Genomic DNA, 22,092 nt, shown 5'->3' with positions numbered 1-22,092 from the left:
GCTCCTGTAAGCCAAAGGCTCTAAATCTCGACCTGACTGCCCAGTTCCACCACACGGTTGGTTGGCAGTTTGAAGAAGTCCATCGCGCTTGCTGAATTCCTCAACATCCAGGCGAATATCTTCTCGCGCCAGATTGGCATTCCCGGCTTGTCACTCGCGAGCAAAGTCTGTCGCGAGAGGAAGAAGCTGGTGTGCATCATGTCGAAATCGCCACCGCAATAAATGCCCATGCCCTTAAGGCCCTCGGGAACATTGGTCTCCTCCATAAAGCCGTAGCGCAGCACAGCGCGGTAGAAGCCATCACCCATGTCTTTGTACTCGCAGCGTTTGTCGGCATCGACATAGGGCACGTCCTGAATGTCAACCGTCAGGATCACCACGCGCTCATGCAAGACCTTATTGTGCTTGATATTGTGGAGGAGCGCTGAGGGCACACCTGAAGACGCGCTTGCCATAAAGATTGATGTGCCCGGCACGCGCAGCGCGGAGTTCTTGGCCGATTTGGCAAAGATCTCCATCGGCAGGGAGCCCTCACTCATCCGGGCGCGCATCAGTTTGCGACCACGAGCCCAAGTCGTGAGCAAGGTAAAGGCAATAAAACCCACCGCCAGCGGGAACCAGCCGCCATCGGGCACTTTGGTGAGGTTGGCTGCGAAGTACGCCCCGTCCACGATAAGAAAGAGCAGGACAACGGGAGCTGCGTACCACCATTTCCACTTCCATACGCTGACAAGTAACAACGCCATCAGCAGTGTGTCGATGGTGACAGCACCCGTCACCGCAATCCCGTACGCGCTCGCAAGGTTGGACGAGCTCTGGAAGGTCAGAACCAAGAGGATCACGGCCACCATCAATGCCCAATTGACGATGGGGATGTAGATCTGGCCACCTTCAGTCTCAGACGTGTGGAGGATTGAAAGGCGCGGCATAAAGCCCATTTGCACCGCTTGGTGCGTGATCGAGAACGCGCCCGAGATCACCGCTTGGCTTGCGATAAAGGTCGCGATCGTCGCCAGGAACACCAGTGGCAAACGCCATTCTTCGCTCGCGAGCAGGAAGAACGGGTTCTGCACCACAACCGCCGCCTCCTCAGCGGGAAGGCCTGCGATCATAGCCCCTTGGCCGAAATAGTTGAGCAGGAGGCACGGCATGACAAAGCCGAACCACGAAAGCCTCATCGGCCCACGCCCAAAGTGCCCCATGTCTGAGTAGAGCGCCTCAGAGCCCGTCACAGCCAGCACCACAGCGCCAAGCGCAAGGAACGCCACAAAGCCATCGGTGATGAAGAACAGCACCGCATAATAAGGGTTCAAAGCCCATAAGATATCGGGGTTCTGGATGATCTGCCAACCGCCCAGCCCCGCCAGAACGCTGAACCAGACGATCATCACGGGCGCAAACAGAGCGCCAACTTTGGCGGTTCCCCTCGCCTGAAGCATGAAGAGGAACACAAGAAGACCAAGCGCGATAGGGATCACATATTGCTGCAATCCTTGGTCTACTACGGTGAGCCCCTCGACCGCCGAAAGCACGGAGATTGCCGGCGTAATCATGGAGTCGCCATAGAATAGCGAGGTTGCGAACACGCCGAGAAGCACGACAAGCCAGCCGTAGGACGACTTACCCATATGCCGTGATAGCAGCGCAACCAGAGCGAGCGAACCGCCCTGCCCTTTGTTGTCTGCACGCATCAAAATGGTCACATATTGGATCGCCACAACCAACAGCATCGACCAGAAGATTAGGCTGACCACGCCCAGGACATGCATGCGGTCAATCGCAACGTTTGCGGTGCCCGCGAAGGTTTCACGAAAAGCGTAAAGCGGGCTGGTGCCGATATCGCCAAAGACGATACCGATCGCGCCGACAGCCAGCGCGGCCTTCGAGCCCTTGTGCGTCCCGTGACTATGCTCGCCCGATAGGCTTGCTTGCGCTGGTGAGGTTTCGCTCATCTAATGCGACTATCCCGTGTCCTGCCCCGTTCGGGGAGACTCAAGAGAGCCCAATCCCGTCCAAGGCCGCGCGCTCTACCACCGAGGCCATGCACCTGCAACATCCCGCAGTGCAAGAGTCCCTATTGGAGCATCGGTGCATTGGCGATCATCTGATCGAGCCGCGCAACGCGGTTCTCAATTTCCTCTTTCCACGGAGCATCATCGGGTGAATTCTCCAGCAGGCGTCCCCAGATATCTCGCGCCGCTACGATCTGCCCCGATTGCAGCAAAGACGTGCCGAGGAAGAAATCAGGGCCAGGGTTGGTCGGATCGATTTCGCGAGCTTTCCCATAGGCATAATTCGCCGCCGGAGTCACAAACCCCTCCGCATGACCAGTGAGTGCCATCCCCAGTGCAAGCCAACCTTCGAGGTGTTGCGGGTTTTCGCGCAGGCCTTTTCGAAGAAGGCCTGCCGCATCGTCAAACTTTCCACGCCGTGCGAAGCCATCGGATAAGGTAAGGTAATCCGGTTTGGCTTGGCCGGGATCGAATAAAGCACGGCGCGCTTCTACCATTTCTTCGCCCGACTGCTGTTCAACTTGAGTCTCTGGCTGCTTTGGACTGCCCGGTTGACCAGGCGAGCCAGCCCAAGTGTATCCGATCAGCCCCATCAAGAGGATAGCGCCGAACACGGCGAACCCTTGTTTGGGCATGCGAAGATAGAATGCGGCAATCGCAAAACTCACTAGGGTGAGCGCAAGAATGGCAAGCCATTGGCCAATCATGCTTCGGCATCCTCATCTGTCCCGCGCCTGCCAAGTCGGCGAAGAAGAACGAGGCCTACGAGCGCAAGGAGCAATAAAGGAATTGCGAAAAGCGGCCATGTTGTCGCACTAACAGTAGGCTCATAGCTCACGTAGTCGCCATATCGCTGCGTTAGCCAATCACGAACTTCATCGGGGCTTTCGCCTGCAAGCAACCGCGAGCGGACTTGGTGACGCATATCGCCTGCCATCGGAGCATCGCTATCTGCGATGCTCTGGGATTGGCATTTGAGGCAGCGCAGCGTCTCCATAAGAGCGGTAGCCTCGGCCTCGAGCGCCGGGTCCTCGAGCTGGGTGTAGGCGTAGGGCGCGGGTGGCATGCCGCTCTGTGCAACGAGCGGAGCCGCTAAGAGGATAAGGAGGGCTGTCAACAGACGCATCACTCTGCTTCCTCCAGTTTCTCAAGCAACAGATCAACATGGTCAGCGCGAACGTCGCCGATATGCTGATACCGAATATTGCCCTCTCCATCGATTACATAAGTCTCTGGAACGCCCGAAGCTCCAATCGCCAGCATCAGTTCCGAAATATCGTCTGCACCAATGCGGGTGTACGGATTGCCATAACGGCTAAGAAAGCCTTCTACGGCTTCAGGTCTATCACGCACGGCAATCCCGATGATCTCAACGCCTTCCCGTTTGAGACGCTCCAGATGTGGCGCTTCGGCAATACAAGGCACACACCAACTTGCCCAGATGTTGAGAAGCTTGGGCTTTCCGTCCGTAAAATCCGCGCGCGAAGTTCCTGGCACGTCCTCCAGCGCAGGTGAAAGCGAGAATTCAGGAAGCTCCTGCTCTACCATTTGCGAGGGAATATTCGTCTGCTTCGGCTGAGTCAGCATGTAGCCGGCAACGCCCCCAAAAAAAAGGAACAGCCCCAATGGGATTAGATAGAGTAGGCGCATTATTCGGCGGGCTCCGGTGCGGCATTTCCGCCAAGTGCTTCAACATCGTCACGGCGTTCCTTACCACGCTTGGCGGCGCTGCGGCGCTTCAGATCAACCTGCAAACGGCCAATAATCGACAGCACACCGCCAAAGGCAATCAGCAGGCCGCCATACCAGATGAATGTCACAAATGGCTTCCACCAGACGCGGAGCTGCCAACGCGGATTGCCATTGGCATCGACACCCGCCTGATCACCGATAACCGCATAGAGTTGGCCATCCCATGTGGTGAGCAGCGCACTTTCGCTCGTCGCTTGGCTTGGGGCCCAGAAATTGCGGGCTTGCGGGGTTAGGAGCACCCCGTCGCCATCCGCCCGCGTTGCGATTATCCGCGCCTCGACCGCAGTCCAATTGGGACCAGCGATGGGGTCAACACTTTGAAGTTCGATGGTCCAACCGGCAACCTCTTCCTGGCCGCCGGCTGAGACAGCTGCGAGCTTTTCAGAGGTGAAAGCGCTTTCGCTCGCCATGCCGAAGAGAGACACTGCGACGCCGAAATGCGCCATCACCATGCCCCAAGTGGCGGTTGGAACGCGGCTTAGTTTTCGCCCGCGAAGCGGAAGGAGTGAGGCAACACCAAGCGCCGCTGCAAAGGCGAGCCCCAAAAGGGGCAAGATGTCGTAACTGCCGAAGAAGGCCACCAGTGCAATAACCGTGATGGCGATCGCCGCCAGCAGCAGCATCTCAAACTGGATGCGTTGCGGCTTATCGTCTTTCCATCGCAGAAGCGGGCCCACGGCCATCACTACGAACATCGGGATCGCGAAGATTGCGCCAGCGGGATTGAAGTACGGCGGGCCAACACTGACGCGCACATCAAACACCTCCGTGAAGACGGGATAGAGCGTGCCCAAGAGTACAATCGCAAGGATTGCGGATAACATCACATTGTTGAACACAAGCGCACCTTCGCGGCTTGTCGCGCTGAAGCGCTTGCCTTCTGCGATGTGCCCTGCCCGCATCGCGAAGATGATCAGGCTACCGCCAATGTAGAGGCCGAGCAGCGCGAGGATAAAGCTGCCACGTTCGGGATCGACGGCAAAGGCATGGACACTGGTGATAACACCAGAGCGCACAAGGAAAGTGCCGAGCATCGACATCGAAAACGCAAGCACTCCGAGCATGATCGTCCATGTCCTGAGTGCATCGCGTGCAGCGAGAACGCTGACCGAGTGTAGCAAGGCCGTCGCCGCAAGCCATGGCATCAGCGATGCATTCTCAACTGGATCCCAAAACCACCAGCCGCCCCAGCCAAGCTCATAGTAAGCCCAGTAGGAACCTGCCGTAATGCCGAAGGTCAAGAACACCCATGCGCCGAGCACCCAAGGTCGCATGACTTTGGCAAAGTCAGGAGTGACCTGCTTCGTGATCAGCGCGCCCATACACAGGCTAAATGCAACGGACAGCCCGACATAGCCAATATAGAGCGTTGGCGGATGGATCGCGAGACCGATGTCTTGAAGGAGTGGGTTGAGCCCGGAGCCCTCTGGTGCTGGCAATGGCAAGCGCTCAAATGGGTTCGAGGAGATCAGCAGGAAGGTATAAAAGCCAAGCGCGACAAAGCCCTGCACACTCAACGTCGCAGACATGGTTTTTTCGGGCAGGCGCCGTTCAAGCCCTGCGAGCAAACCACCTGAAAGCGCCAGAACCGCAACCCACAAGAGCATCGAACCCTCATGATTACCCCAAGTGCCGGTCAGCTTGTAGATGAACGGTTTCATCGAGTGGGAATTGGTTGCTACCAGCTTGATCGACAGATCGGTGATCGCAAAGGCATAGAGCAGTAAGAGGAATGCCAGCGTTGCTAGAAACGCCTGCACCACTGCTGCTGGACGAGCCAAGGCAACAATCGCTTCATTGCCCGCACGAAGGCCAAGACCGCCTGCGACCATTTGCAGAACCGCAAGCGCTGTGGCGAGCCAGAGGGCGGCATGTCCGAGTTCTGCGATCATCGGATGTTACTTTAGCCCCGCCACGGTTTCAGCATAATTCTCAGACTGGTTATGCCCTTCGAGCCCCTCAAGCTCGCGCGGCACATAATTCTCATCATGCTTTGCGAGCAGATTGGTCGCAAGAAAGGTGCCATCAGACTGGAGCGAACCCTCTGCCACCACGCCAGAGCCCTCGACGAACAAATCTGGCAAGATGCCGCTATAGGTGACGGGGATCGCGTCTTCGGTGTTACCAGTCACCATAAAGTTGACAGTGATGCCATCCTCCGCGGTTTTGATCGAATCCGCCGCGACCATACCGCCAAGACGCACAGCCTGGCCGACCGAAGGTGGTTCAGCTGCCATTTGCTCAGGCAAATAGAAATAGTTGGCTTGGCTACGCAACGCCCAGGCCGCGATAAGACCCGCAGCCACAATCGCAATCAAGGCCAGGACCACGAGGGTCATGCGTTGGTGTTTCGCCTTCATTTGCGCCTCATCTCCTCGCGGCGTTTCTCAGCTTTGCGCATGGTCTGGTAGCTCCACGCAATCAATGCTCCAAGCGCTACGCCCCCGACGGTATATGCGCCAATGACAAACGGCCAATGGTCGAGTGCCTCACGCATTACGCAGTCTCCATACCCGATGTTGTGACGCGCATCACATCTTCATCCAATGCGCGACGACGAAGGCGTGCTTCAACCTGTTGCTCAGCAATCAAAGCGCGCATACGCATCAGGACAATGGCTCCAAACAGCAGCGAAAAGCCTATGGTCGCGGTCAAAAGCGGCCAGAGATATTCTGCGTCAATCGCGCTTTTCCCAGCGGTTAAGCTCGGCGGTTGATGAAGCGAATTCCACCACACCACTGAACGGTTAATGATCGGCACGATAATCGCGCCGACAATACCAAGGATAGCGGGTATCTTCGGAGAACCTCCTTCACGCGACGTGGCCTGAGCTAGCGCGATATAACCTCCGTATAGGAACAGCAGCACCAGCATGCTGGTCAGCCTCCCGTCCCATTCCCACCAGGTGCCCCATGTCGGCCGACCCCAGATCGATCCGGTCGCAAGGCAAATACCCGTAAATACCATACCCGGCACAGCAATCGCACGCGCAGACAGCGCCGCCAGAGGATGCTTCCAGATTAGCAGGGCAGCGCTTGAAATCGCAATCCCAGTCCAGCCCCCCATGCCCAGCCATGCAGACGGGACGTGGATGAAAAGAATGCGAACCGTCTCGCCCATTAACCGATCAGGCGAGACGACAAACAAGCCCCAAGCAATGGGCCCAAGCGACAGCACTAGACCGCTCCAAAAAAGGAGCGGCGTCAGCCAGCTTGCGAGCGACAAAAATCGCTTCGGATTCGCGTAAATGTGCAACTGATTATCCCTCTGGATGTACTCATAGTGGCCCTGTCAGACCCTGCAAGTGCACAACTCACACGACAACTTGTAAACGGCGGGATAAGTTCCCGATTCAGCCGCGACCGATCAGCGCCTGTGCCATACGATCAGCTTCCACATCCGGGGAAACGTTGTCGGCTGCGCTCGCTTGCCAAATTGATTCAAGCCGCGCGGGGATTTGTTCGATGAGGGCGTTAACCTCATCGCGTGAAGCGTGGCGTCCTTCTCGGCCGGCGAGATACTCAGTTGCAACCGAGATAATGCCACCCGCGTTGATGACATAGTCAGGAGCGTAAAGCGTCCCGTGGTCGAACAAGGCTTTGCCGTGATTGGAACGAGCAAGTTGGTTGTTCGCCCCGCCCGCGACAATCTGTGCATCGAGTCTCGCGATGCTCTCATCATCAAGGATCGCACCAAGAGCATTGGGGCTCAGCACGTCACATTTGGTGGTGAGAATAGCATCAGGTGCAACAACCTGAGCACCCAATTCTTCCGCCAGAGCGCGTACGCCGTCAGCATGAATGTCAGCCAGGGTCAGGCGGGCACCGTCTTTGGCAAGCAAACGGGCAACTCCACCACCCACACTACCCGTGCCTTGTACTGCAACGTGAACGCCTTTCATGTTATCAGTGCCAAGGCGATGCTTCACCGCAGCTTTGATGCCGAGATAGATACCATAGGAGGTAAAAGGTCCCGGGTCGCCACCAGCGCTGTCCTCACCTGAAACTGGCAATCCCGACACATGACTGGTCCGTCCGGAAAGGGTGACCATGTCTGCCTCGCTCATTCCCACGTCTTCCGCGGTGACATAGCGGCCGCCCAACCCTTCGACGGCGTCCCCAAAAGCTGCAAGCAATTCAGGCGTCTTGGTACGCGCTTCATCGGCGAGGATGACGGCCTTGCCCCCACCCATGGGAAGCCCAGCCATTGCATTCTTATAGCTCATGCCGCGCGACAGGCGCAGTGCATCGCGCAGCCCGTCCTTTGGGTTGGGATAGTGCCAGAAGCGCGTTCCGCCAGCACCCGGCCCAAGGTGGGTCGAGTGGACAGCAATAATGGCCGTAAGTCCCGACACACGATCGCGCACTACGTGCACAAACTCATGATCGTCAAAATCAGCTTCGGTCCAAAAAGCAGTCATATATCAAAGCCCCGCGCATATGGAGCGCGCTCAAAGCCAATAGCCTTAGGAGTCAATCCAAGGGGGAAAATGGGGCGATCGAGGGGTCTCGAACCCCCGACCTCCGGTACCACAAACCGGCGCTCTAACCAACTGAGCTACGATCGCCACATGCCCCGCACCATTGGATGACCTAAAAGTCTTCAGCCAGAGAGCGCTGCGATGGGCGCCATTGCTTGAACAAATGCCAAGGTCAAGACCACTTGGGACGGGCGGGAGCCAATTGCACAATGTGCCGATCAAGGGAAGCGAAATCTATCCTTGAGCCTACTTTGCGCAACATTCTTTCGCTCTCATGTGATCTTGCTTAGGCGCACCGGAGACTTACACTCACCAATCATGGATACCCTTACCGATTCTGTGTCAGCCCAGATCGCGCGCTGCGATGGGATCCAACGCGTCCCCCACGCAAAAATTGAGCTGTTTCGGGTCAAGAATTTTCTGAGTGCTGCACAATGCGAAGAACTGATTGCGATGATCGACAAGGATCGCCGACCCAGCACCATCGCTGATCCCAATGGCGACGATTACTTCCGCACCAGCGAAACCTGTGACCTGCCTCGCAAGGAGCCTGTCATCCAAAAACTGGAGGCTCAGCTGCATAGGCTTAATGGGATTGATCCAGCTTTTGGTGAACCGGTCCAAGGGCAACGTTACAACGTTGGACAAGAATTCAAGGCGCACACCGACTATTTTACGCCCGGCACCGCCGATTTTGAAAAATTCTGCAGCGAGTCTGGCCAGCGCACCTGGACCTTCATGATTTACTTGAACGAAGTTGATGCAGGAGGAACGACCCGGTTCAAAGTGGTAGGCAAAACCTTCAAACCCGAGGTGGGCAAACTGGTATGCTGGAACAACAAGCGGCCCGATGGGGCGCTCAATCCCAACACGCTGCATCACGGGATGAAGGTGCGCAAAGGTGTGAAGTACGTCATCACCAAATGGTACCGTGAGAGGCCTTGGCCGTGGTGACGGAACACGGTTTGATTATCAGCGTCAACAAAGACAGCGCGCACGCATTCTCAAAGCGACCTTCCCCCTTGATCCGAATTATCGCTGGCCAAGGTGTCGAAGGCGATGCGCATTCGGGCGAGCGGGTTCAGCACCTCAGCCGTATACGCACTGATCCAACCCAGCCCAATCTGCGACAGGTCCATCTGATGCATGCCGAATTGTTCCAAGAGCTGGCCAAAAAAGAGATCGCCATCAATCCGGGTGATTTGGGTGAGAACATCACAACACGGGGCCTCGATCTGCTCTCACTGGGACGCGACACTCTTCTTCACCTGGGTAAAGCGGCGGTCCTTCGCGTAACTGGCCTTCGCAACCCCTGCGCCCAGATCGATGCGTTTGCCCCCGGCCTTCTCAAGGAGGTTGCGATCAAAACGCCGCACGGAATTGAACGCAAGGCAGGGATTATGTGCGTGGCGCTTGAGAGCGGGGAGGTGTGTGCGGGAGATGTGATCCGGGTGGAGCCTCCAAATGGCCCATTTATCCCGCTCGAACGCGTTTAGCCGTTCTGCACGCTGAGATTGAGCCCCACAGCGCCGATCAAAATCATCGCGATAAATACGAACTGGATCGCGCCGAGGCGCTCATCAAAGGCGAATAGTCCGATCAAACTCGCCGCCACGATCCCGACCCCGGACCAGATTGCATAGACAATCCCCACGGGCAGAATCTTCATCGCCGGGGCCAATGCCCAGAAGCAGGCGGAATAACAGGCGATTGAGGCGAGGCCCCATTCCCATTTCTCAAACCCGTTGGAGAGCTTGAGCAAGAAGGTGCCCGCGACTTCGAGCGTGATGGCTATTGCGAGAAATATCCAAGCGTTCATACAAAGAGACTAGCCGGACATTGAAACCGCGCAAAGAAAAAGGCGGCCCAGATTGGACCGCCCTAATCAACTATCATAATGGATATGCGCTTACTTCTTAAGCGTAAGACCACCAAAGCGCTTGTTGAACGCAGCAACGCGGCCGCCTTCTTGAATCTGACGGTTGCCGCCAGTCCAAGCCGGGTGGCTGGTTGGATCAATGTCAAGCGCCAGCGTGTCGCCTTCGCTGCCCCAAGTGGAGCGGGTTTGGAACTCTGTGCCATCGGTCATTTTGACCGTGATCATGTGATATTGTGGGTGCCCTTCGGCTTTCATCGTACATATCCTTTGAGCTTTCGCCGGTACCGACCGGCGGTGCTATGAATCTGGAGAAGGCGCGCAGATAGCGCTGCCACAGAAAAATGCAAGCCAAAGCTCGCTCAATCAGTCCTTCGGCGGATCCGCAATCATCGCGGTGAATTCACATTCGCAGGTGGTTTTGCCCTCAACGCTCGCCCGGCCCTTGAATTTGTAGATCGTGCGGCGCTGCTGGAGGAACTCCACTTCAAGATCGAGCAGACAACCAGGGGTCACAGGTGCACGGAACTTGGCTCCGTCGATTCCCATGAAAATCACGAGCTTGCCTGTACCCGCAAGTTCCAGAGTCTCGATCCCGAGGATGGCAGCAGCCTGAGCCAGTGCCTCAATCTGTAAGACACCAGGCATGATGGGAGAACTCGGGAAATGCCCCTGAAAGAACTCCTCATTCATGCTGACGGCTTTCACCGCATGGATACGCTCATTCAAATGGATTTCGCGCACCCGATCAACAAGCAAAAGCGGGTAGCGATGTGGCAGAGCCTTCAGGATCTTGTGAATGTCGTAGTCGGTGATCGGCTGCGACGGATTCGCGTCTTCACTCATGCCCTGCCCCTATTCGCCATTCATGCCTTAACGACCTGCCGGAGCAGTGGCTGGCTGTTGACCTTGCTGCGCAGCTTGTTGTTGCTGTTGGAGTAGCTGAGCGCGCAGAAGAGTCTGCTGGATATCCTGGAAGATCTGAGCAGCGTTCGCATTCGGGCGATAATTAGCCGGTGGAACAATCTGTACCGAAGGGACCTTGGTGTTCAATGAAGTCGTAATAAGCGGCGTGATATCCGCGCCTTCCGCTACGAATTGCAGAGATTCGGGCACGACCACTGCAACAACCTGTTGTTGCTGAGCCACTTCGCTGAGTGCTGCGGGATATTGTGCAAAAATCTGCTCAACCGCGAAGACACGCGCTGCATTGACCTGATTGGTGAGTGCTGCGACTTCTTGTTCAAGCGTCTGAATCTGGGTGAAGTTGGGTGAGTTTTGAACGCCCCCAAGTTCGCTCTCTTCGAGCTGTCCATTGCTGTTAGTGTCGAACGGCTGGAGCAGCTGCGATAGCTCCTGTTGCTTGGTTGTGCGCTGCTCAATCTGCGCCGAATATGTTGTACCGATCTGGTTGTAGGCGGTTTGAAGCGCTGTTGTGCTGATGATTGCGCGGCTGATGTCAGCGGTTGCGATCCGACCTTCAACCTGAGCGGCTGAAGGAGTAGCAGCGGCTGCGATGAAGGCTCCAACGGCGATGCCGGTTGCGCGAAGCGTTTTGGTAAAACGTGTCATTAGAATTGTGTTCCTACGTTAAACGTGAGTGTTTTGTCGTCATCGCCCTCAACCTTGCGGATGGTCTGAGCGAAGTCGATACGGAAGGGGCCAAACGGTGAATTCCAGTTCACGCCGATCCCTGCGGTGATACGAGGGCTGGGCGAATCACCAACGAAGATCTCGCGGAAAGAGAGGAAGTTGACCTGGTTCTGCGTCTCACCATCAGCAGCGATAGGGTTGGTTGTGAGCACTTGACTGACTGTACCATCATCATTGGAGACAAGCTCAATGAACTGCGGCTGATCTTGTAGTACAGGCTGCTCAACCTGCCATAGCGCGCCAACGTCTAGCCAGATCGACGGTCGCAGGCCCAACTCGCGCGCACCCGTTCCAAGAGGGATCTCAAGCTCGGCACGCCCGAGGTAGTAATTGCGGCCGCCAATCGCATCGTCACGTACACTGTCACGATCAGTGATGAATGTTGGGTTGCCGGCATCATCAAGAATAAGAACTCCGCCTTCCGTAGCGACATTCTGCCTCAAAATACGAGGCCCCACACCGCGAATATCAAATCCTCGGAATTGTGGCTCTCCAAGGAAGAACCGATCGGTCAGGAAGACATCGTCAACGCCAGCCCCCTCACGTTCCCGAAGCGGGAAGATCGTGCCACCTTCCAGCGAGACCGAGAATATGAACCCAGAATTTGCCACGTCCCAGAACTGCTGCGCGCGCCCACGAAAGCGCAGGTAACGGACATCCCCGCCAAGACCAGCAAACTCGGTGCTAAGCGATATGAGCCGTCCGCGTGTCGGCCGGAAACCAGAATTGAGCGTGTTGTAATTCAAGCTCAATCCGAGGATTGAGCTCAATCGGTCACCGAGCTGATCGCACAGGAAACGACCTGCCTGCAATGGATCGCAGAAGTCTTCCGGGCTGTTGCCGCGAATACCGTCGAGGTTAAAGTCAGTGAAGAATATGCCTTCATCAAGGCTGACCTCATCGTAGTTGAGCGTGTAACTACCAACCACCGACATAAACTCGGTAAGCGGAACTCCAACGCGGAAGGCCCCGCCAGTGGTAGCCTGTTCAAAGGTGTTGTTACGTTCGCCATCAAAGCGGTTAAAGCTGTTGAAGTCGCGCCGGTAAATGTCGGCGCCAGCCGAGATGTTCCGGTCAAAGAGATATGGCTCGGTAAAGCTTAGTTGCGCTGAGCGGGAGAATTGCGAGAAGTTCAGCGAAAGCCCAACGGTCTGGCCTCTTCCGCGGAAGTTACGTTGTCGAATGGAACCGGCAAGAATGAAGCGTTCAATCGACGAGAAACCCGCCGAGAACTGCAACTCACCAGTGGGCTGCTCTTCGACATTGGCTTCCAGAACGATCCGGTCAGGTGCGGAGCCTTCGACCTGGCTGACTTCAAAATTTTCCTGGAAATAGCCCAGCGAATTGATTCGTGCAGTGGTCCGCAGAACTCCAAGTGAGTTGAATGCATCGCCTTCCGAAATACGGAACTCACGGCGGATGACTTTGTCCTGGCTCAAAGTGTTGCCGTTTACATCGACGCGCTCGACGTAAACGCGCGGAGCCTGGCGAAGGATAAATGTGATATCCATCGTCAAGTCTTCAGGATTGCGATTAAAGCGGGGCTGAACGTCAGCAAAGGCATATCCAAATCGGCCGGCCAGCTCGGTCAGAGATTCGACCGTATCTTCAACCGATTTCGCGTTGTAAAAGTCGCCAGACTGGATACCGAGACCGGTCGCAAGCGCGTCGCCGTCAAAGTCGCGCAGTTGACTGTCAACCTCAACCTCCCCGAAGTTATAGCGTTCACCCTCTTCCACCACATAGGTGATGATGAAGTCCTGCTGATCAGGGGTAAGCTCTGCAACTGCAGAGACAACGCGGAAATCGGCATAGCCTTCGGTCAGGTAAAACTGACGCAACTTCTGTTGGTCAAAGGCTAGACGATCGGGATCGTAGCTGGTGTTGGAGCTGAAGAAGCGGAAAAAGCGCGACTGCTTCGTCACCATCTCACTGCGCAATTCGCCATCAGAGAACTTCTCGTTCCCGATAATGTTGATCTGACGAACCTTGGACTTGGGCCCTTCGGTGATCTCAAAAACGATGTCGACGCGATTCTGCGGGAGCGAGACCTGCTGCGGCTCGACAGTCGCTGCGAAGCGACCTTGCCGCTTGTACAGTTCGATGATGCGGGCCACGTCGGCGCGCACTTTTGATCGGGTAAATATCTGACGCGGGGCAAGTCTGATTTCGGGCAGGATCTTGTCGTTGTCGATCCGATCATTACCCTCAAGCACGATCCGGTTGATCACCGGGTTTTCCGTCACGTTGATAACGACGTTGCCGTCTTCGTTGCGGATCGAAAAATTGGCAAACAGCTCAGTCGCACCCAGATCCTTGAGCGCTTCGTCAGCAGCAGCCGAAGTGTATTCCTGCCCGACGCGCAGACGAATGTAGGATAGGATTGTAGTAGGCTCGAGACGCTCCGCACCAATCACATTGATCGAACGGATCGTATTAGTCGAAGGGGCTGGAGTTGGTGTGGGTTGTGCCGTATTTGGCGTGGCTTCCTGAGCTGCAGCAGCAAACGGCACGCCAGCCAGCATGGTTGCACCGGACAAAGCAAGCCCGAAGCGGCCGATCGAACTTTTGGTTTTCACGATTTTAGAAGACGCAAGGCTGACGCCTGCTTGCTCACAAAGACTCATGTATGGTTTATCCCGTACCCGTACTCAATGCGCCTGCCCGAAACGCGTTTGGCGCGGCCCGCAGGCCTTGCCTTCCCTAAACACCCACCGCCTCTGCCCGATGCAGGTCGCAACGGTCAAGCGGCCTAAGCGCACTATGACCGGGCAATCCAAGATCACCCGTTTCCTTTCCCCGATTAGCCGCCCGTCTAACGACGATCGTCCGCGAAGCAAGGCCCCATTTGACTACCGAATAACAGCAGCTTTGTTAGCTGCCGAACAGCGGCAGGGAAGTCACATCGTTCACAGTGACTACCACCATAAACAAAAGGACGACCGCGATGCCGGCCCGATAGGCCCATTCCGTCGCTTCAGGCCCCACCGGTTTGCGGCGGATCGCTTCAGCGGCATAGAAGGCCAAGTGCCCGCCATCGAGAGCAGGGATTGGCAAGAAGTTGATGAATGCCAAATTAAGCGAGATGAGCGCCGCGAAATTCACAAAGGCAAGAAAGCCCAAACTCATTTGCTCACCGGAGTATTTCGCAATCTTTACAGGGCCACCTAGCTCTTTGATCGAGCGTTCTCCGGTGACGATTTGCTGAATGCCAGTAATCATCATACCTGTGATTTCCCAGCAGCGTTCGGCAGCTAGAGGGATCGAGGCCAACAGCCCAACCTCTTGAAATTCGTATTGTCCACCCGCTGGGCCGACGCCAATGCGCCCTAGAACGCTCACATTGCCAAACGCATCCGCCTCCTCGACCCGCGCAGTGGTAAGCGGAAGGTCGACTTCAACGCCGTCGCGGACAACAGTGACGACCATGTCTTTGCCCGGATAAAGCAGAATCTGGGTACGAATTTCGTCGAAATCAGCCACGGCCTCCCCGTCGACCTCGATAATCGTATCTCCAATCTCCATTCCTGCATCACGCGCGACCGATTCTTCGGAAAATTCGCCTACAGTGCGTGAATCTTCTGCGCCGACAATCGTTGGATTGCCGTATATTGCGAAAAACGCGGCAAAAATTGCGATTGCGACGACCAGGTTTGTGACTGGCCCAGCCGCCACGATCAAAGCGCGTTTCCAAAGGCTCGCGTTTTGGAAACTGCCGTCATTGGCGTGGCCCTCAAGCGGCGCATTGGCGTTCGGAATGCTCGCCGGATTCATATCGCCTTTGAACTGGACGTATCCGCCAAGTGGCAGCCAAGAGAGTTTCCAGCGCGTGCCAGCCTTATCAGTCCAGCCAGCAATTTCTCGCCCAAAACCAATGGAAAAGGCCTCAGCCTTCACACCAAACCAACGGCCAACAAGATAGTGACCGAGCTCATGGACCGTCACCAGCGGGCCCAGCAAAAGCAGGAAGCCAACAAAGTACATCCAGAAAGGGGGCGATTCAAACAAGGGGTGCGTGCTCCAAAGCCTCAGCGGCGCGTTTACGCGCTTCGCTATCTATTGCGAGCACATCTTCAAGGGTGCTCGGTGACGGCGCGTCATAGCGCGCTAACGTCGCTTCGGCTACTGCCGTAATGCGGCTGAACCCAATCTGACCAGAGAGGAAAGCTTCAACCGCGATTTCGTTGGCCGCATTGAGGATCGCAGGAGACGCCCCGCCCGTCTCTATCGCTTCGCGCGCGATGCGGGTGGCGGGGAAAAGGTCTTCATTGGGTGCTTGGAACGTCAATTCACCAATGTTGGCGAGGTTCAATGGCTCTAGTGGCGTTTCCATCCTTTCAGGATAAGCAAGGCAGGATGCAATCGGAACACGCATATCCGATGGTCCGAGCTGCGCAAGCGTCGAACGGTCGCGGAATTCGACCATGGAGTGAATGATACTTTGCGGGTGGACGACGATGCCCAGCCTATCGAGACCAACCGGGAACAAATGATGAGCCTCGATATATTCAAGGCCCTTGTTCATCATGGTCGCGCTGTCGACACTGATCTTTGCGCCCATCGACCAATTGGGGTGCGCCACCGCTTGTTCAGGCGTCGCAGCATTAATGGCTGCTGCGTCCCAGGTGCGGAACGGACCGCCGCTCGCAGTCAAAGTGATCTTGGCCACATCTTCCATCTTGCCGCCGGAAAGGCACTGAAAGATGGCGTTGTGTTCGCTATCGGTCGGCAGAAGGATGGCACCGTGCTTGGCAACCGCGCTGATCATCACATTCCCTGCTGAGACGAGAGCCTCTTTGTTGGCGAGCGCGATAGTCCCGCCACGTTCCACCGCAGCCATTGTTGGAGCAAGACCAGCGCACCCAACAATCGCGGCCACTGTCATATCCACCGGACGTTGCGCGGCATAGCACAGGGCCTCAGGTCCACCAGCAGCCTCGACCCCGCTTCCAGCGAGCGCCTCCCGCAAGTCTGGCAGACAGCTTTCATCTCCCACCACCGCGACCTTCGCCCCGAATTCGCGCGCCAAGACGGCAAGCTCTTTGGCAGAACAGTTCGCCGTCAGTGCCTCAACCTGCCATTCTGAGCGATTGCGCCTGACGAGGTCCAACGTCGAGGCTCCGATTGAGCCAGTCGCCCCCAGTAGAGTAATCGTGCGGCTCATCAGAAGCCCACAAAGGCCGGAACAAAGGCGAGAAGGAACAGAATAAAGAACACCGCGATAAAGCCATCGAGCCGGTCAAACACACCGCCATGACCAGGAATAAGGTTGCTGGAATCCTTGACGCCAGCACGCCGCTTCATCCAGCTTTCGAAAAAGTCTCCCGCTTGCGCGATAACGGCGATGAACACGCCTGCGACTACTGCACCAAGTAGACTGCCAATTGAGAAACCTGCCATTGCGGCGGCGGGTCCAAAATCCGTCGCCTCCACTGCCACCGCAACAAGCGCCGCACAAAAGGCGCCGCCTACAAAACCGGCCCAGGTTTTCGATGGGCTGATCGACGGGGCAATCTTAGGACCACCAATTAGACGACCGAAGAAATACGCGCCAACATCGACTGCAACGATGGGTGCCATGAATGCAAAAAGGACCGGCCACGGGCCATAACCAAGGGACGCACCTTCTCCAAGAAGGAAGCCCCATCCATTTCTGACCGCAATCATCGCAAGGGCTGCTGCCCCCACGTAGATCGCGCCAAAGAACTGCCAAATGACTTCAGCGACGGGCGATTTGCAGAACCCACGCGCAAGCAGGTTCCACTCCCATAAGACAAGCCCTGCAAGCAGGATCACGAATCCGATCCAGACCCAGCCGCCCAGCCACAGCGCAATCACGACAAGCCCAATCATCGCAATCGCAGAAACGAAGCGAACAGCCAAATCTGCAGTACCCTTGGGATGGGGGGCAGCTGTGCTTTTATCGTCCGCCATAGCGCCTCTCCCGTTGCGCGAAGTCTTGCAATGCTCGACTCAAATGCTCGGGTTTGAAGTCAGGCCACAGCGTATCAACGAAGAGCATCTCGGCATAGGCCGATTGCCACAACAGAAAGTTCGAAAGGCGTACTTCACCACTGGTGCGGATCAACAAGTCCAGCGGCGGCAAGTCAGCTGTGTCAAGCTGCGCCGCAATGCTCTGCGGCGTGATCTCACCGATGGCCCCGGCTTTGGCGGCAGCGCGCGCAATTTCGTTCTGAGAACCATAATTGAGCGCGACTGCGAGCGTCTGTTTGCCATTGGCGGTTTGTTGCAGAGCATCTTCGAGCATGCCGACGATATCGGGCGCGAGGCTGCGCCAATCGCCGATGATCTTGAGCTTCACATCATTCGCCACGAACTCAGCGAGATCCGACTTAATGAAGCGGCGCATGAGGTTCATCAGGTCATCAACCTCATCCTCAGACCGTTTCCAATTCTCTGAACTGAAGGCATAGAGCGTCAAGCAATCGAGGTTCATCGGCTCGAGAGCACGGACAAGCCGGCGCACTACTTCTACCCCGCGCTGGTGACCGATAGCACGCGGCAGAGCCCGCTTCTTCGCCCAGCGACCATTGCCATCCATAATGATGGCGACGTGCCTGGCGCCGCTCTCTGCGCTCTCGTCCACGCTCACTTTCTAGAACCCTCTCGTCCCAGCCATGTCTATTGGGTCAGGATTTCCTGAACCTTCTTTTCAATCGCCGCATCGATATCGGCAACATGCTTGTCGGTCAGCTTCTGAACTTCGTCCTCAAGCCGCTTGCGCTCATCCTCGGAGATTTCCTTGGCCTTCTCGTCAGCCTTTAGGCTCTCCATACCATCACGGCGGACATTTCGCGCAGCCACTTTGGCCTTTTCACCATACTCACCAGCAAGCTTGGCAAGATCCTTGCGACGGTCTTCCGTTAGGTCAGGCATGGGCAAACGGATCGTTTGACCATCGGTCATCGGGTTGAGGCCCAGATTTGCTTTGGAAATCCCTTTCTCAACCGCGCTCACATTGCTCTTGTCCCATACTTGCACAGCCAGCATACGCGGCTCAGGCGCTGAGACCGTTGCAACCTGGCTAAGTGGCATCATCGCGCCGTAAACTTCTGCCACAACCGGATCGAGCAACGCGGTGTTCGCGCGCCCCGTGCGTAGCCCGGAAAGATCGCCTTTCAGCGATTCCACAGCGCCGCTCATACGGCGTTCGATATCTGCCTTGTCATACTGAGCCATTGCTCATCAGTCCTTTTGTACAATCGTCTGTGTGCCCTCGCCTGAGAGCACCTTGGCGACATTGCCTTTTTCGCGAATTGAGAAGACCACTAGCGGGATATTGTTCTCGCGGCAAAGCGCAACGGCGGTTGCGTCCATAACCTTAAGATTATCTGCGAGCACGCGGTCGTAAGAGATGCTGTCAAAGCGGGACGCATCCGGATTATGCTTGGGATCGCTGTCATAGACCCCGTCAACGCTAGTGCCTTTGAGCAGCGCGTCGCAATTCATCTCTGCCGCACGCAACGCAGCGCCCGTATCGGTGGTGAAGAACGGATTGCCGGTGCCAGCGGCAAAAATCACGATCCGGCTCTTTTCAAGGTGCCGCTCTGCCCGGCGGCGAATGTAAGGCTCACACACGCTGGACATAGGAATAGCGCTCTGCACCCGTGTCTGCACGCCGAGCTGCTCCAGCGCGTTCTGCATCGCCAGCGCGTTCATGACCGTTGCCAGCATGCCCATGTAGTCGCCGGTCGTCCGATCGAGCCCCTTGGCCGCTGCCGATATGCCGCGGAAAATATTGCCACCGCCGATGACAAGGCACACTTCGATGCCGTTGTCCTTGGCCGCCTTCACCTCCTCGGCGAGCCTCGCAACGTACTCCGGGTCGATGCCATACTCTTGGTTCCCCATCAGCACTTCGCCTGAAAGCTTAAGGAGAACGCGTTTGATGGGTGGAAGGGTCATGACGAGGTCGGTCTCCGATAGAGAATTGGCGCTGCCCGAGCCCTTATCCGGCAGGGGCGATAATGCCAAGGGGGGTGGTGTGCAGATACGCGAATGGAATATTCGCCAACGAAGCGAGAAAACGCACACGCCTTCTCCGTTCGCGCGCAGCGGATAGCTAGGATTTGATGCGTCGCTTGATCCGGCTCAATGCCTGCGGCGTCACACCTATGTATGCGGCCAAATCTGCCTGGTTCACCCGCTCCGCCACATCATGCATGCCTTCTAGAAGCACAGAATATCGCTCCTCTGGCGAAAGACTGAGAAGTTCATACTCGCGACGTTCTTTGCGTTTTCCGTAAACCGACAGAAAATCGATCAAGACATTGGCCAATCCGATGTCTTGCCTTGCCGCTTCTTTCAATCTGGAAAAAGGCAATCCAACAACCGCGCCATCTTCAACTGCGACTAGGCTAAAGCTGCATGGGTCATCGTCCACCAACGCGACCATGCTGCCGATGATCGACCCTTCGGGCAAAAAGGATTTGATGTGCTCTTTCCCATCTGCCCGGATGTAATAGGCCTTTAGTATCCCAGATTTGACGAAGTAGACGTTCGAATCGCTGTCACCTTGGTTAAACAGATGATCGCCGGGCCTGACCGCAATTTCACGGCCATTCTGGATCACAAGGTCTTGAAATTTCGACAAATGAACCTCGGTTAATTACAGCCTCTGCGAGTGTAGCCATACCCTACACCCATGAAACTTGAGAACAAAACAATCGTCTTGACGGGAGGAAGTTCCGGCGTTGGCTTTGACCTCCTTTCACGGTTGGTTGAGCACAACACAGTCATCAACCTATCGCGCGGCGCACCTGCGATTGCACCGAAGGTCGATAATGCCGGCCTCGAGCATATCCCAACCGACCTTTCCAGTGCTGCGAGTGTTGCCGATGCCCTCGCTAAAATCAAAGAGCGGCATTCCCACGGCGTTGACGGTTTGATCAACTGCGGAGCGGTGCAATTCCTGCCGCTTTTTGGTGCCGACGATTTCGATCACAGTTCGATCGCCAAAGAGATTGCAATCAACTTCATCAGCCCTGCAGAGCTTATCTCTGGCCTATTAGAGGGGATGTCACAGCGGCCCGAGGCCTTCGTTTTGAACGTCAATTCGGGCCTTGGGATCGTACCGAAACGCGAATCTGCGATCTATTGCGCGACCAAGGCGGGGCTGGATAATCTGACACGCGGCCTACGCGCACAATTATCACACACCAATATCGCGATACAGCAGGCCTTCCTGCCTTTGGTCGATACGCCAATGACGAAAGGGCGCGGTTCGGGCAAAATCACGTCTGCCAGCGTTGCGGATCAAATCATCGCGCAAATCGAGAGCGGTAGGCCAGACCTCGACATTGGTAAGGTCAAGCTCCTGCGCTTGATCAACCGCATCTCCCCCTTCCTTGCTAACCGTATCATGCAGAAAGGTGAATCATGAAAACCCTCCTTAAGATCATGCTCACGCTCGCCGCAATCTTTGCCTCCACTTTCATATTGGGCCGGATGCTCGGCATATTGACCGAAGACAATGTGCGAAACTGGCTCGAAATGGCCAGCACATTATCAGTCGCAACCGTCGCGATGGTTGTGATCGCGCTGTTGTTCATCGACCTGTTTGTCGCGGTCCCCACGCTGACGATTGTCATCCTTGCCGGCTATTTCCTTGGCTTTGAAACTGGCCTTTTGGCTGCGATGATCGGTTCAGCTCTTGCCGCTTTTGGAGGGTATGCAATTTGCCGCAAATGGGGCGAAGGCGCGCTTTCAAAGGTTATTCGCGATCCGGTCCAGCGCAATGAGATGCGCGAGGCATTTTCAGCGCACGGCCCTGGAATGATCCTGCTGGCGCGCGCTGCCCCCATTTTGCCTGAGGTCACAGCCTGTATGGCAGGGCTAACCCGCATGTCGCTAAGGCGATTTTCGATGTTCTGGAGCGTGGGTACGCTGCCTTATATGGGAATTGCCGCCTACGCTGGCTCAGTCAGCACCTTGGATGACCCACGCCCCGCAATATTTGCCGCACTGGGCCTTTACGCGGTGATGTGGGCCGGATGGTTTATCTATCGCAGATACTGGATGGGCGCGGGATCGAAACTGTTGGCCTAATTCTCGCTAAAGACGAGTATCCACTAAGCCCAACTCAAAACATGGAATGGCGTTCAGAACCCTAAAGGAATTTTGTCGTGTTAGGGTCCTGACGCCCAAAGGCGCATAATCCTTGGAGTAAAGCGTTTTCAAGCGCGATATTACCTGTGTGATGAGCAGTGTTTGCGAGGCTCGGACATTTCGTGCCAAGCGCATCGACCATCAACCTTTTCTTACACGGGAAACCCCTGCTAGCTTCGCTTCGCCGTCCT

General features: G+C 56.2%; 25 protein-coding genes and 1 tRNA gene. 4 read left to right on the top strand and 22 right to left on the bottom strand.

All coding sequences use genetic code 11. The annotated features are described in order from the left end of the window. Positions 1–20: 20 nt before the first annotated feature. The 10 genes from Q0778_RS00190 to Q0778_RS00145 all read right to left on the bottom strand — a co-directional run bounded on the left by Q0778_RS00190 (position 21) and on the right by Q0778_RS00145 (position 8,331). Positions 21–1,952 (bottom strand): potassium transporter Kup, encoded by a 1,932-nt coding sequence (locus Q0778_RS00190; protein WP_298302669.1) that lies wholly within the window; start codon positions 1,950–1,952, stop codon positions 21–23. A 122-nt stretch (positions 1,953–2,074) separates the two neighbouring features. Continuing rightward, on the bottom strand, positions 2,075–2,719 hold the full coding sequence (locus Q0778_RS00185) for a tetratricopeptide repeat protein (protein ID WP_298302667.1): 645 nt from the start codon (positions 2,717–2,719) through the stop codon (positions 2,075–2,077). Beyond that, positions 2,716–3,138 carry a cytochrome c-type biogenesis protein gene (locus Q0778_RS00180; protein ID WP_298333164.1) on the bottom strand — a complete coding sequence of 141 codons (423 nt, stop codon included), beginning with the start codon at positions 3,136–3,138 and terminating at the stop codon, positions 2,716–2,718. Before Q0778_RS00180 ends, Q0778_RS00185 begins: the two co-directional genes overlap by 4 nt. After that, entirely contained in the window at positions 3,138–3,662 is a 525-nt protein-coding gene (locus Q0778_RS00175; protein ID WP_366519505.1) for a DsbE family thiol:disulfide interchange protein, read from the bottom strand. The genes Q0778_RS00180 and Q0778_RS00175 overlap by 1 nt, the downstream gene beginning before the upstream one ends. Next, entirely contained in the window at positions 3,662–5,656 is a 1,995-nt protein-coding gene (locus tag Q0778_RS00170; protein ID WP_298333162.1) for a heme lyase CcmF/NrfE family subunit, read from the bottom strand. The genes Q0778_RS00175 and Q0778_RS00170 overlap by 1 nt, the downstream gene beginning before the upstream one ends. A gap of 6 nt (positions 5,657–5,662) precedes the next feature. After that, positions 5,663–6,124, bottom strand: a complete 462-nt coding sequence (gene ccmE, locus Q0778_RS00165) for a cytochrome c maturation protein CcmE (protein ID WP_298302658.1) — start codon at positions 6,122–6,124, stop codon at positions 5,663–5,665. Continuing rightward, on the bottom strand, positions 6,121–6,261 hold the full coding sequence (locus Q0778_RS00160; RefSeq protein ID WP_298302656.1) for a hypothetical protein: 141 nt from the start codon (positions 6,259–6,261) through the stop codon (positions 6,121–6,123). Before Q0778_RS00160 ends, ccmE begins: the two co-directional genes overlap by 4 nt. Beyond that, entirely contained in the window at positions 6,261–7,019 is a 759-nt protein-coding gene (gene ccmC, locus Q0778_RS00155; RefSeq protein ID WP_298302654.1) for a heme ABC transporter permease CcmC, read from the bottom strand. The genes Q0778_RS00160 and ccmC overlap by 1 nt, the downstream gene beginning before the upstream one ends. Before the next feature lie 97 nt (positions 7,020–7,116). Then, a complete protein-coding gene (locus tag Q0778_RS00150) occupies positions 7,117–8,184 on the bottom strand; it encodes a Glu/Leu/Phe/Val dehydrogenase dimerization domain-containing protein (RefSeq protein ID WP_298302652.1) in 1,068 nt (355 codons plus the stop codon). A 70-nt stretch (positions 8,185–8,254) separates the two neighbouring features. Continuing rightward, positions 8,255–8,331 (bottom strand) — tRNA-His (locus Q0778_RS00145). Positions 8,332–8,562: 231 nt separating this feature from the next. Here Q0778_RS00145 and Q0778_RS00140 point away from each other — a divergent pair. Together Q0778_RS00140 and Q0778_RS00135 are read left to right on the top strand one after the other, a co-directional pair. Then, complete coding sequence (locus Q0778_RS00140) at positions 8,563–9,198, top strand: 2OG-Fe(II) oxygenase (RefSeq protein ID WP_298333160.1); 636 nt, start codon at positions 8,563–8,565, stop codon at positions 9,196–9,198. A 68-nt stretch (positions 9,199–9,266) separates the two neighbouring features. Then, the gene (locus tag Q0778_RS00135; protein WP_298302644.1) at positions 9,267–9,740 is read left to right on the top strand and encodes an MOSC domain-containing protein; all 474 of its coding nucleotides are present in this window, start codon (positions 9,267–9,269) and stop codon (positions 9,738–9,740) included. Here the strand turns inward: Q0778_RS00135 and Q0778_RS00130 are convergent. From Q0778_RS00130 to Q0778_RS00075, 12 genes are all read right to left on the bottom strand, one after another. Continuing rightward, positions 9,737–10,063 carry a multidrug efflux SMR transporter gene (locus Q0778_RS00130; protein ID WP_298333158.1) on the bottom strand — a complete coding sequence of 109 codons (327 nt, stop codon included), beginning with the start codon at positions 10,061–10,063 and terminating at the stop codon, positions 9,737–9,739. The genes Q0778_RS00135 and Q0778_RS00130 overlap by 4 nt on opposite strands. A gap of 90 nt (positions 10,064–10,153) precedes the next feature. Continuing rightward, positions 10,154–10,378: a 50S ribosomal protein L31 gene (rpmE, locus tag Q0778_RS00125; protein ID WP_298302635.1), complete on the bottom strand. Its 225-nt coding sequence runs from the start codon at positions 10,376–10,378 to the stop codon at positions 10,154–10,156. A 108-nt stretch (positions 10,379–10,486) separates the two neighbouring features. Further along, positions 10,487–10,966 carry a 3-hydroxyacyl-ACP dehydratase FabZ gene (gene fabZ / locus Q0778_RS00120; RefSeq protein WP_298302631.1) on the bottom strand — a complete coding sequence of 160 codons (480 nt, stop codon included), beginning with the start codon at positions 10,964–10,966 and terminating at the stop codon, positions 10,487–10,489. 27 nt (positions 10,967–10,993) lie between these two features. Beyond that, positions 10,994–11,692, bottom strand: coding sequence for an OmpH family outer membrane protein (locus Q0778_RS00115; protein ID WP_298302628.1), 699 nt, complete (start codon positions 11,690–11,692; stop codon positions 10,994–10,996). Continuing rightward, complete coding sequence (gene bamA, locus Q0778_RS00110) at positions 11,692–14,298, bottom strand: outer membrane protein assembly factor BamA (RefSeq protein ID WP_298334821.1); 2,607 nt, start codon at positions 14,296–14,298, stop codon at positions 11,692–11,694. The genes Q0778_RS00115 and bamA overlap by 1 nt, the downstream gene beginning before the upstream one ends. A gap of 349 nt (positions 14,299–14,647) precedes the next feature. After that, a complete protein-coding gene (rseP, locus tag Q0778_RS00105) occupies positions 14,648–15,757 on the bottom strand; it encodes an RIP metalloprotease RseP (protein WP_298303384.1) in 1,110 nt (369 codons plus the stop codon). Positions 15,758–15,773: 16 nt separating this feature from the next. Continuing rightward, positions 15,774–16,937 carry a 1-deoxy-D-xylulose-5-phosphate reductoisomerase gene (gene dxr / locus Q0778_RS00100; protein WP_298333156.1) on the bottom strand — a complete coding sequence of 388 codons (1,164 nt, stop codon included), beginning with the start codon at positions 16,935–16,937 and terminating at the stop codon, positions 15,774–15,776. Next, on the bottom strand, positions 16,937–17,707 hold the full coding sequence (locus tag Q0778_RS00095) for a phosphatidate cytidylyltransferase (RefSeq protein ID WP_298333154.1): 771 nt from the start codon (positions 17,705–17,707) through the stop codon (positions 16,937–16,939). The genes dxr and Q0778_RS00095 overlap by 1 nt, the downstream gene beginning before the upstream one ends. Then, entirely contained in the window at positions 17,694–18,335 is a 642-nt protein-coding gene (uppS, locus tag Q0778_RS00090; protein WP_298334819.1) for a polyprenyl diphosphate synthase, read from the bottom strand. Before uppS ends, Q0778_RS00095 begins: the two co-directional genes overlap by 14 nt. A gap of 80 nt (positions 18,336–18,415) precedes the next feature. Next, positions 18,416–18,973, bottom strand: a complete 558-nt coding sequence (gene frr, locus Q0778_RS00085; RefSeq protein WP_298302613.1) for a ribosome recycling factor — start codon at positions 18,971–18,973, stop codon at positions 18,416–18,418. Between the two features lie 6 nt (positions 18,974–18,979). Further along, positions 18,980–19,699 (bottom strand): UMP kinase, encoded by a 720-nt coding sequence (gene pyrH, locus Q0778_RS00080; RefSeq protein ID WP_298302610.1) that lies wholly within the window; start codon positions 19,697–19,699, stop codon positions 18,980–18,982. A 157-nt stretch (positions 19,700–19,856) separates the two neighbouring features. Next, entirely contained in the window at positions 19,857–20,387 is a 531-nt protein-coding gene (locus tag Q0778_RS00075) for a Crp/Fnr family transcriptional regulator (RefSeq protein ID WP_298333152.1), read from the bottom strand. 51 nt (positions 20,388–20,438) lie between these two features. Between Q0778_RS00075 and Q0778_RS00070 the strand changes: the two genes are divergently transcribed. Together Q0778_RS00070 and Q0778_RS00065 are read left to right on the top strand one after the other, a co-directional pair. Continuing rightward, positions 20,439–21,176 carry an SDR family NAD(P)-dependent oxidoreductase gene (locus Q0778_RS00070; RefSeq protein ID WP_298302604.1) on the top strand — a complete coding sequence of 246 codons (738 nt, stop codon included), beginning with the start codon at positions 20,439–20,441 and terminating at the stop codon, positions 21,174–21,176. Beyond that, positions 21,173–21,841 carry a VTT domain-containing protein gene (locus Q0778_RS00065; protein ID WP_298333150.1) on the top strand — a complete coding sequence of 223 codons (669 nt, stop codon included), beginning with the start codon at positions 21,173–21,175 and terminating at the stop codon, positions 21,839–21,841. The genes Q0778_RS00070 and Q0778_RS00065 overlap by 4 nt, the downstream gene beginning before the upstream one ends. The last annotated feature ends 251 nt before the right edge of the window (positions 21,842–22,092 follow it).

It is taken from the genome of uncultured Erythrobacter sp. (assembly GCF_947502395.1).
Classification (GTDB): domain Bacteria; phylum Pseudomonadota; class Alphaproteobacteria; order Sphingomonadales; family Sphingomonadaceae; genus Erythrobacter.
The sequence above is the reverse complement of the archived record's forward strand: the minus strand, read 5'-3'. Positions and strand labels throughout refer to the sequence as shown.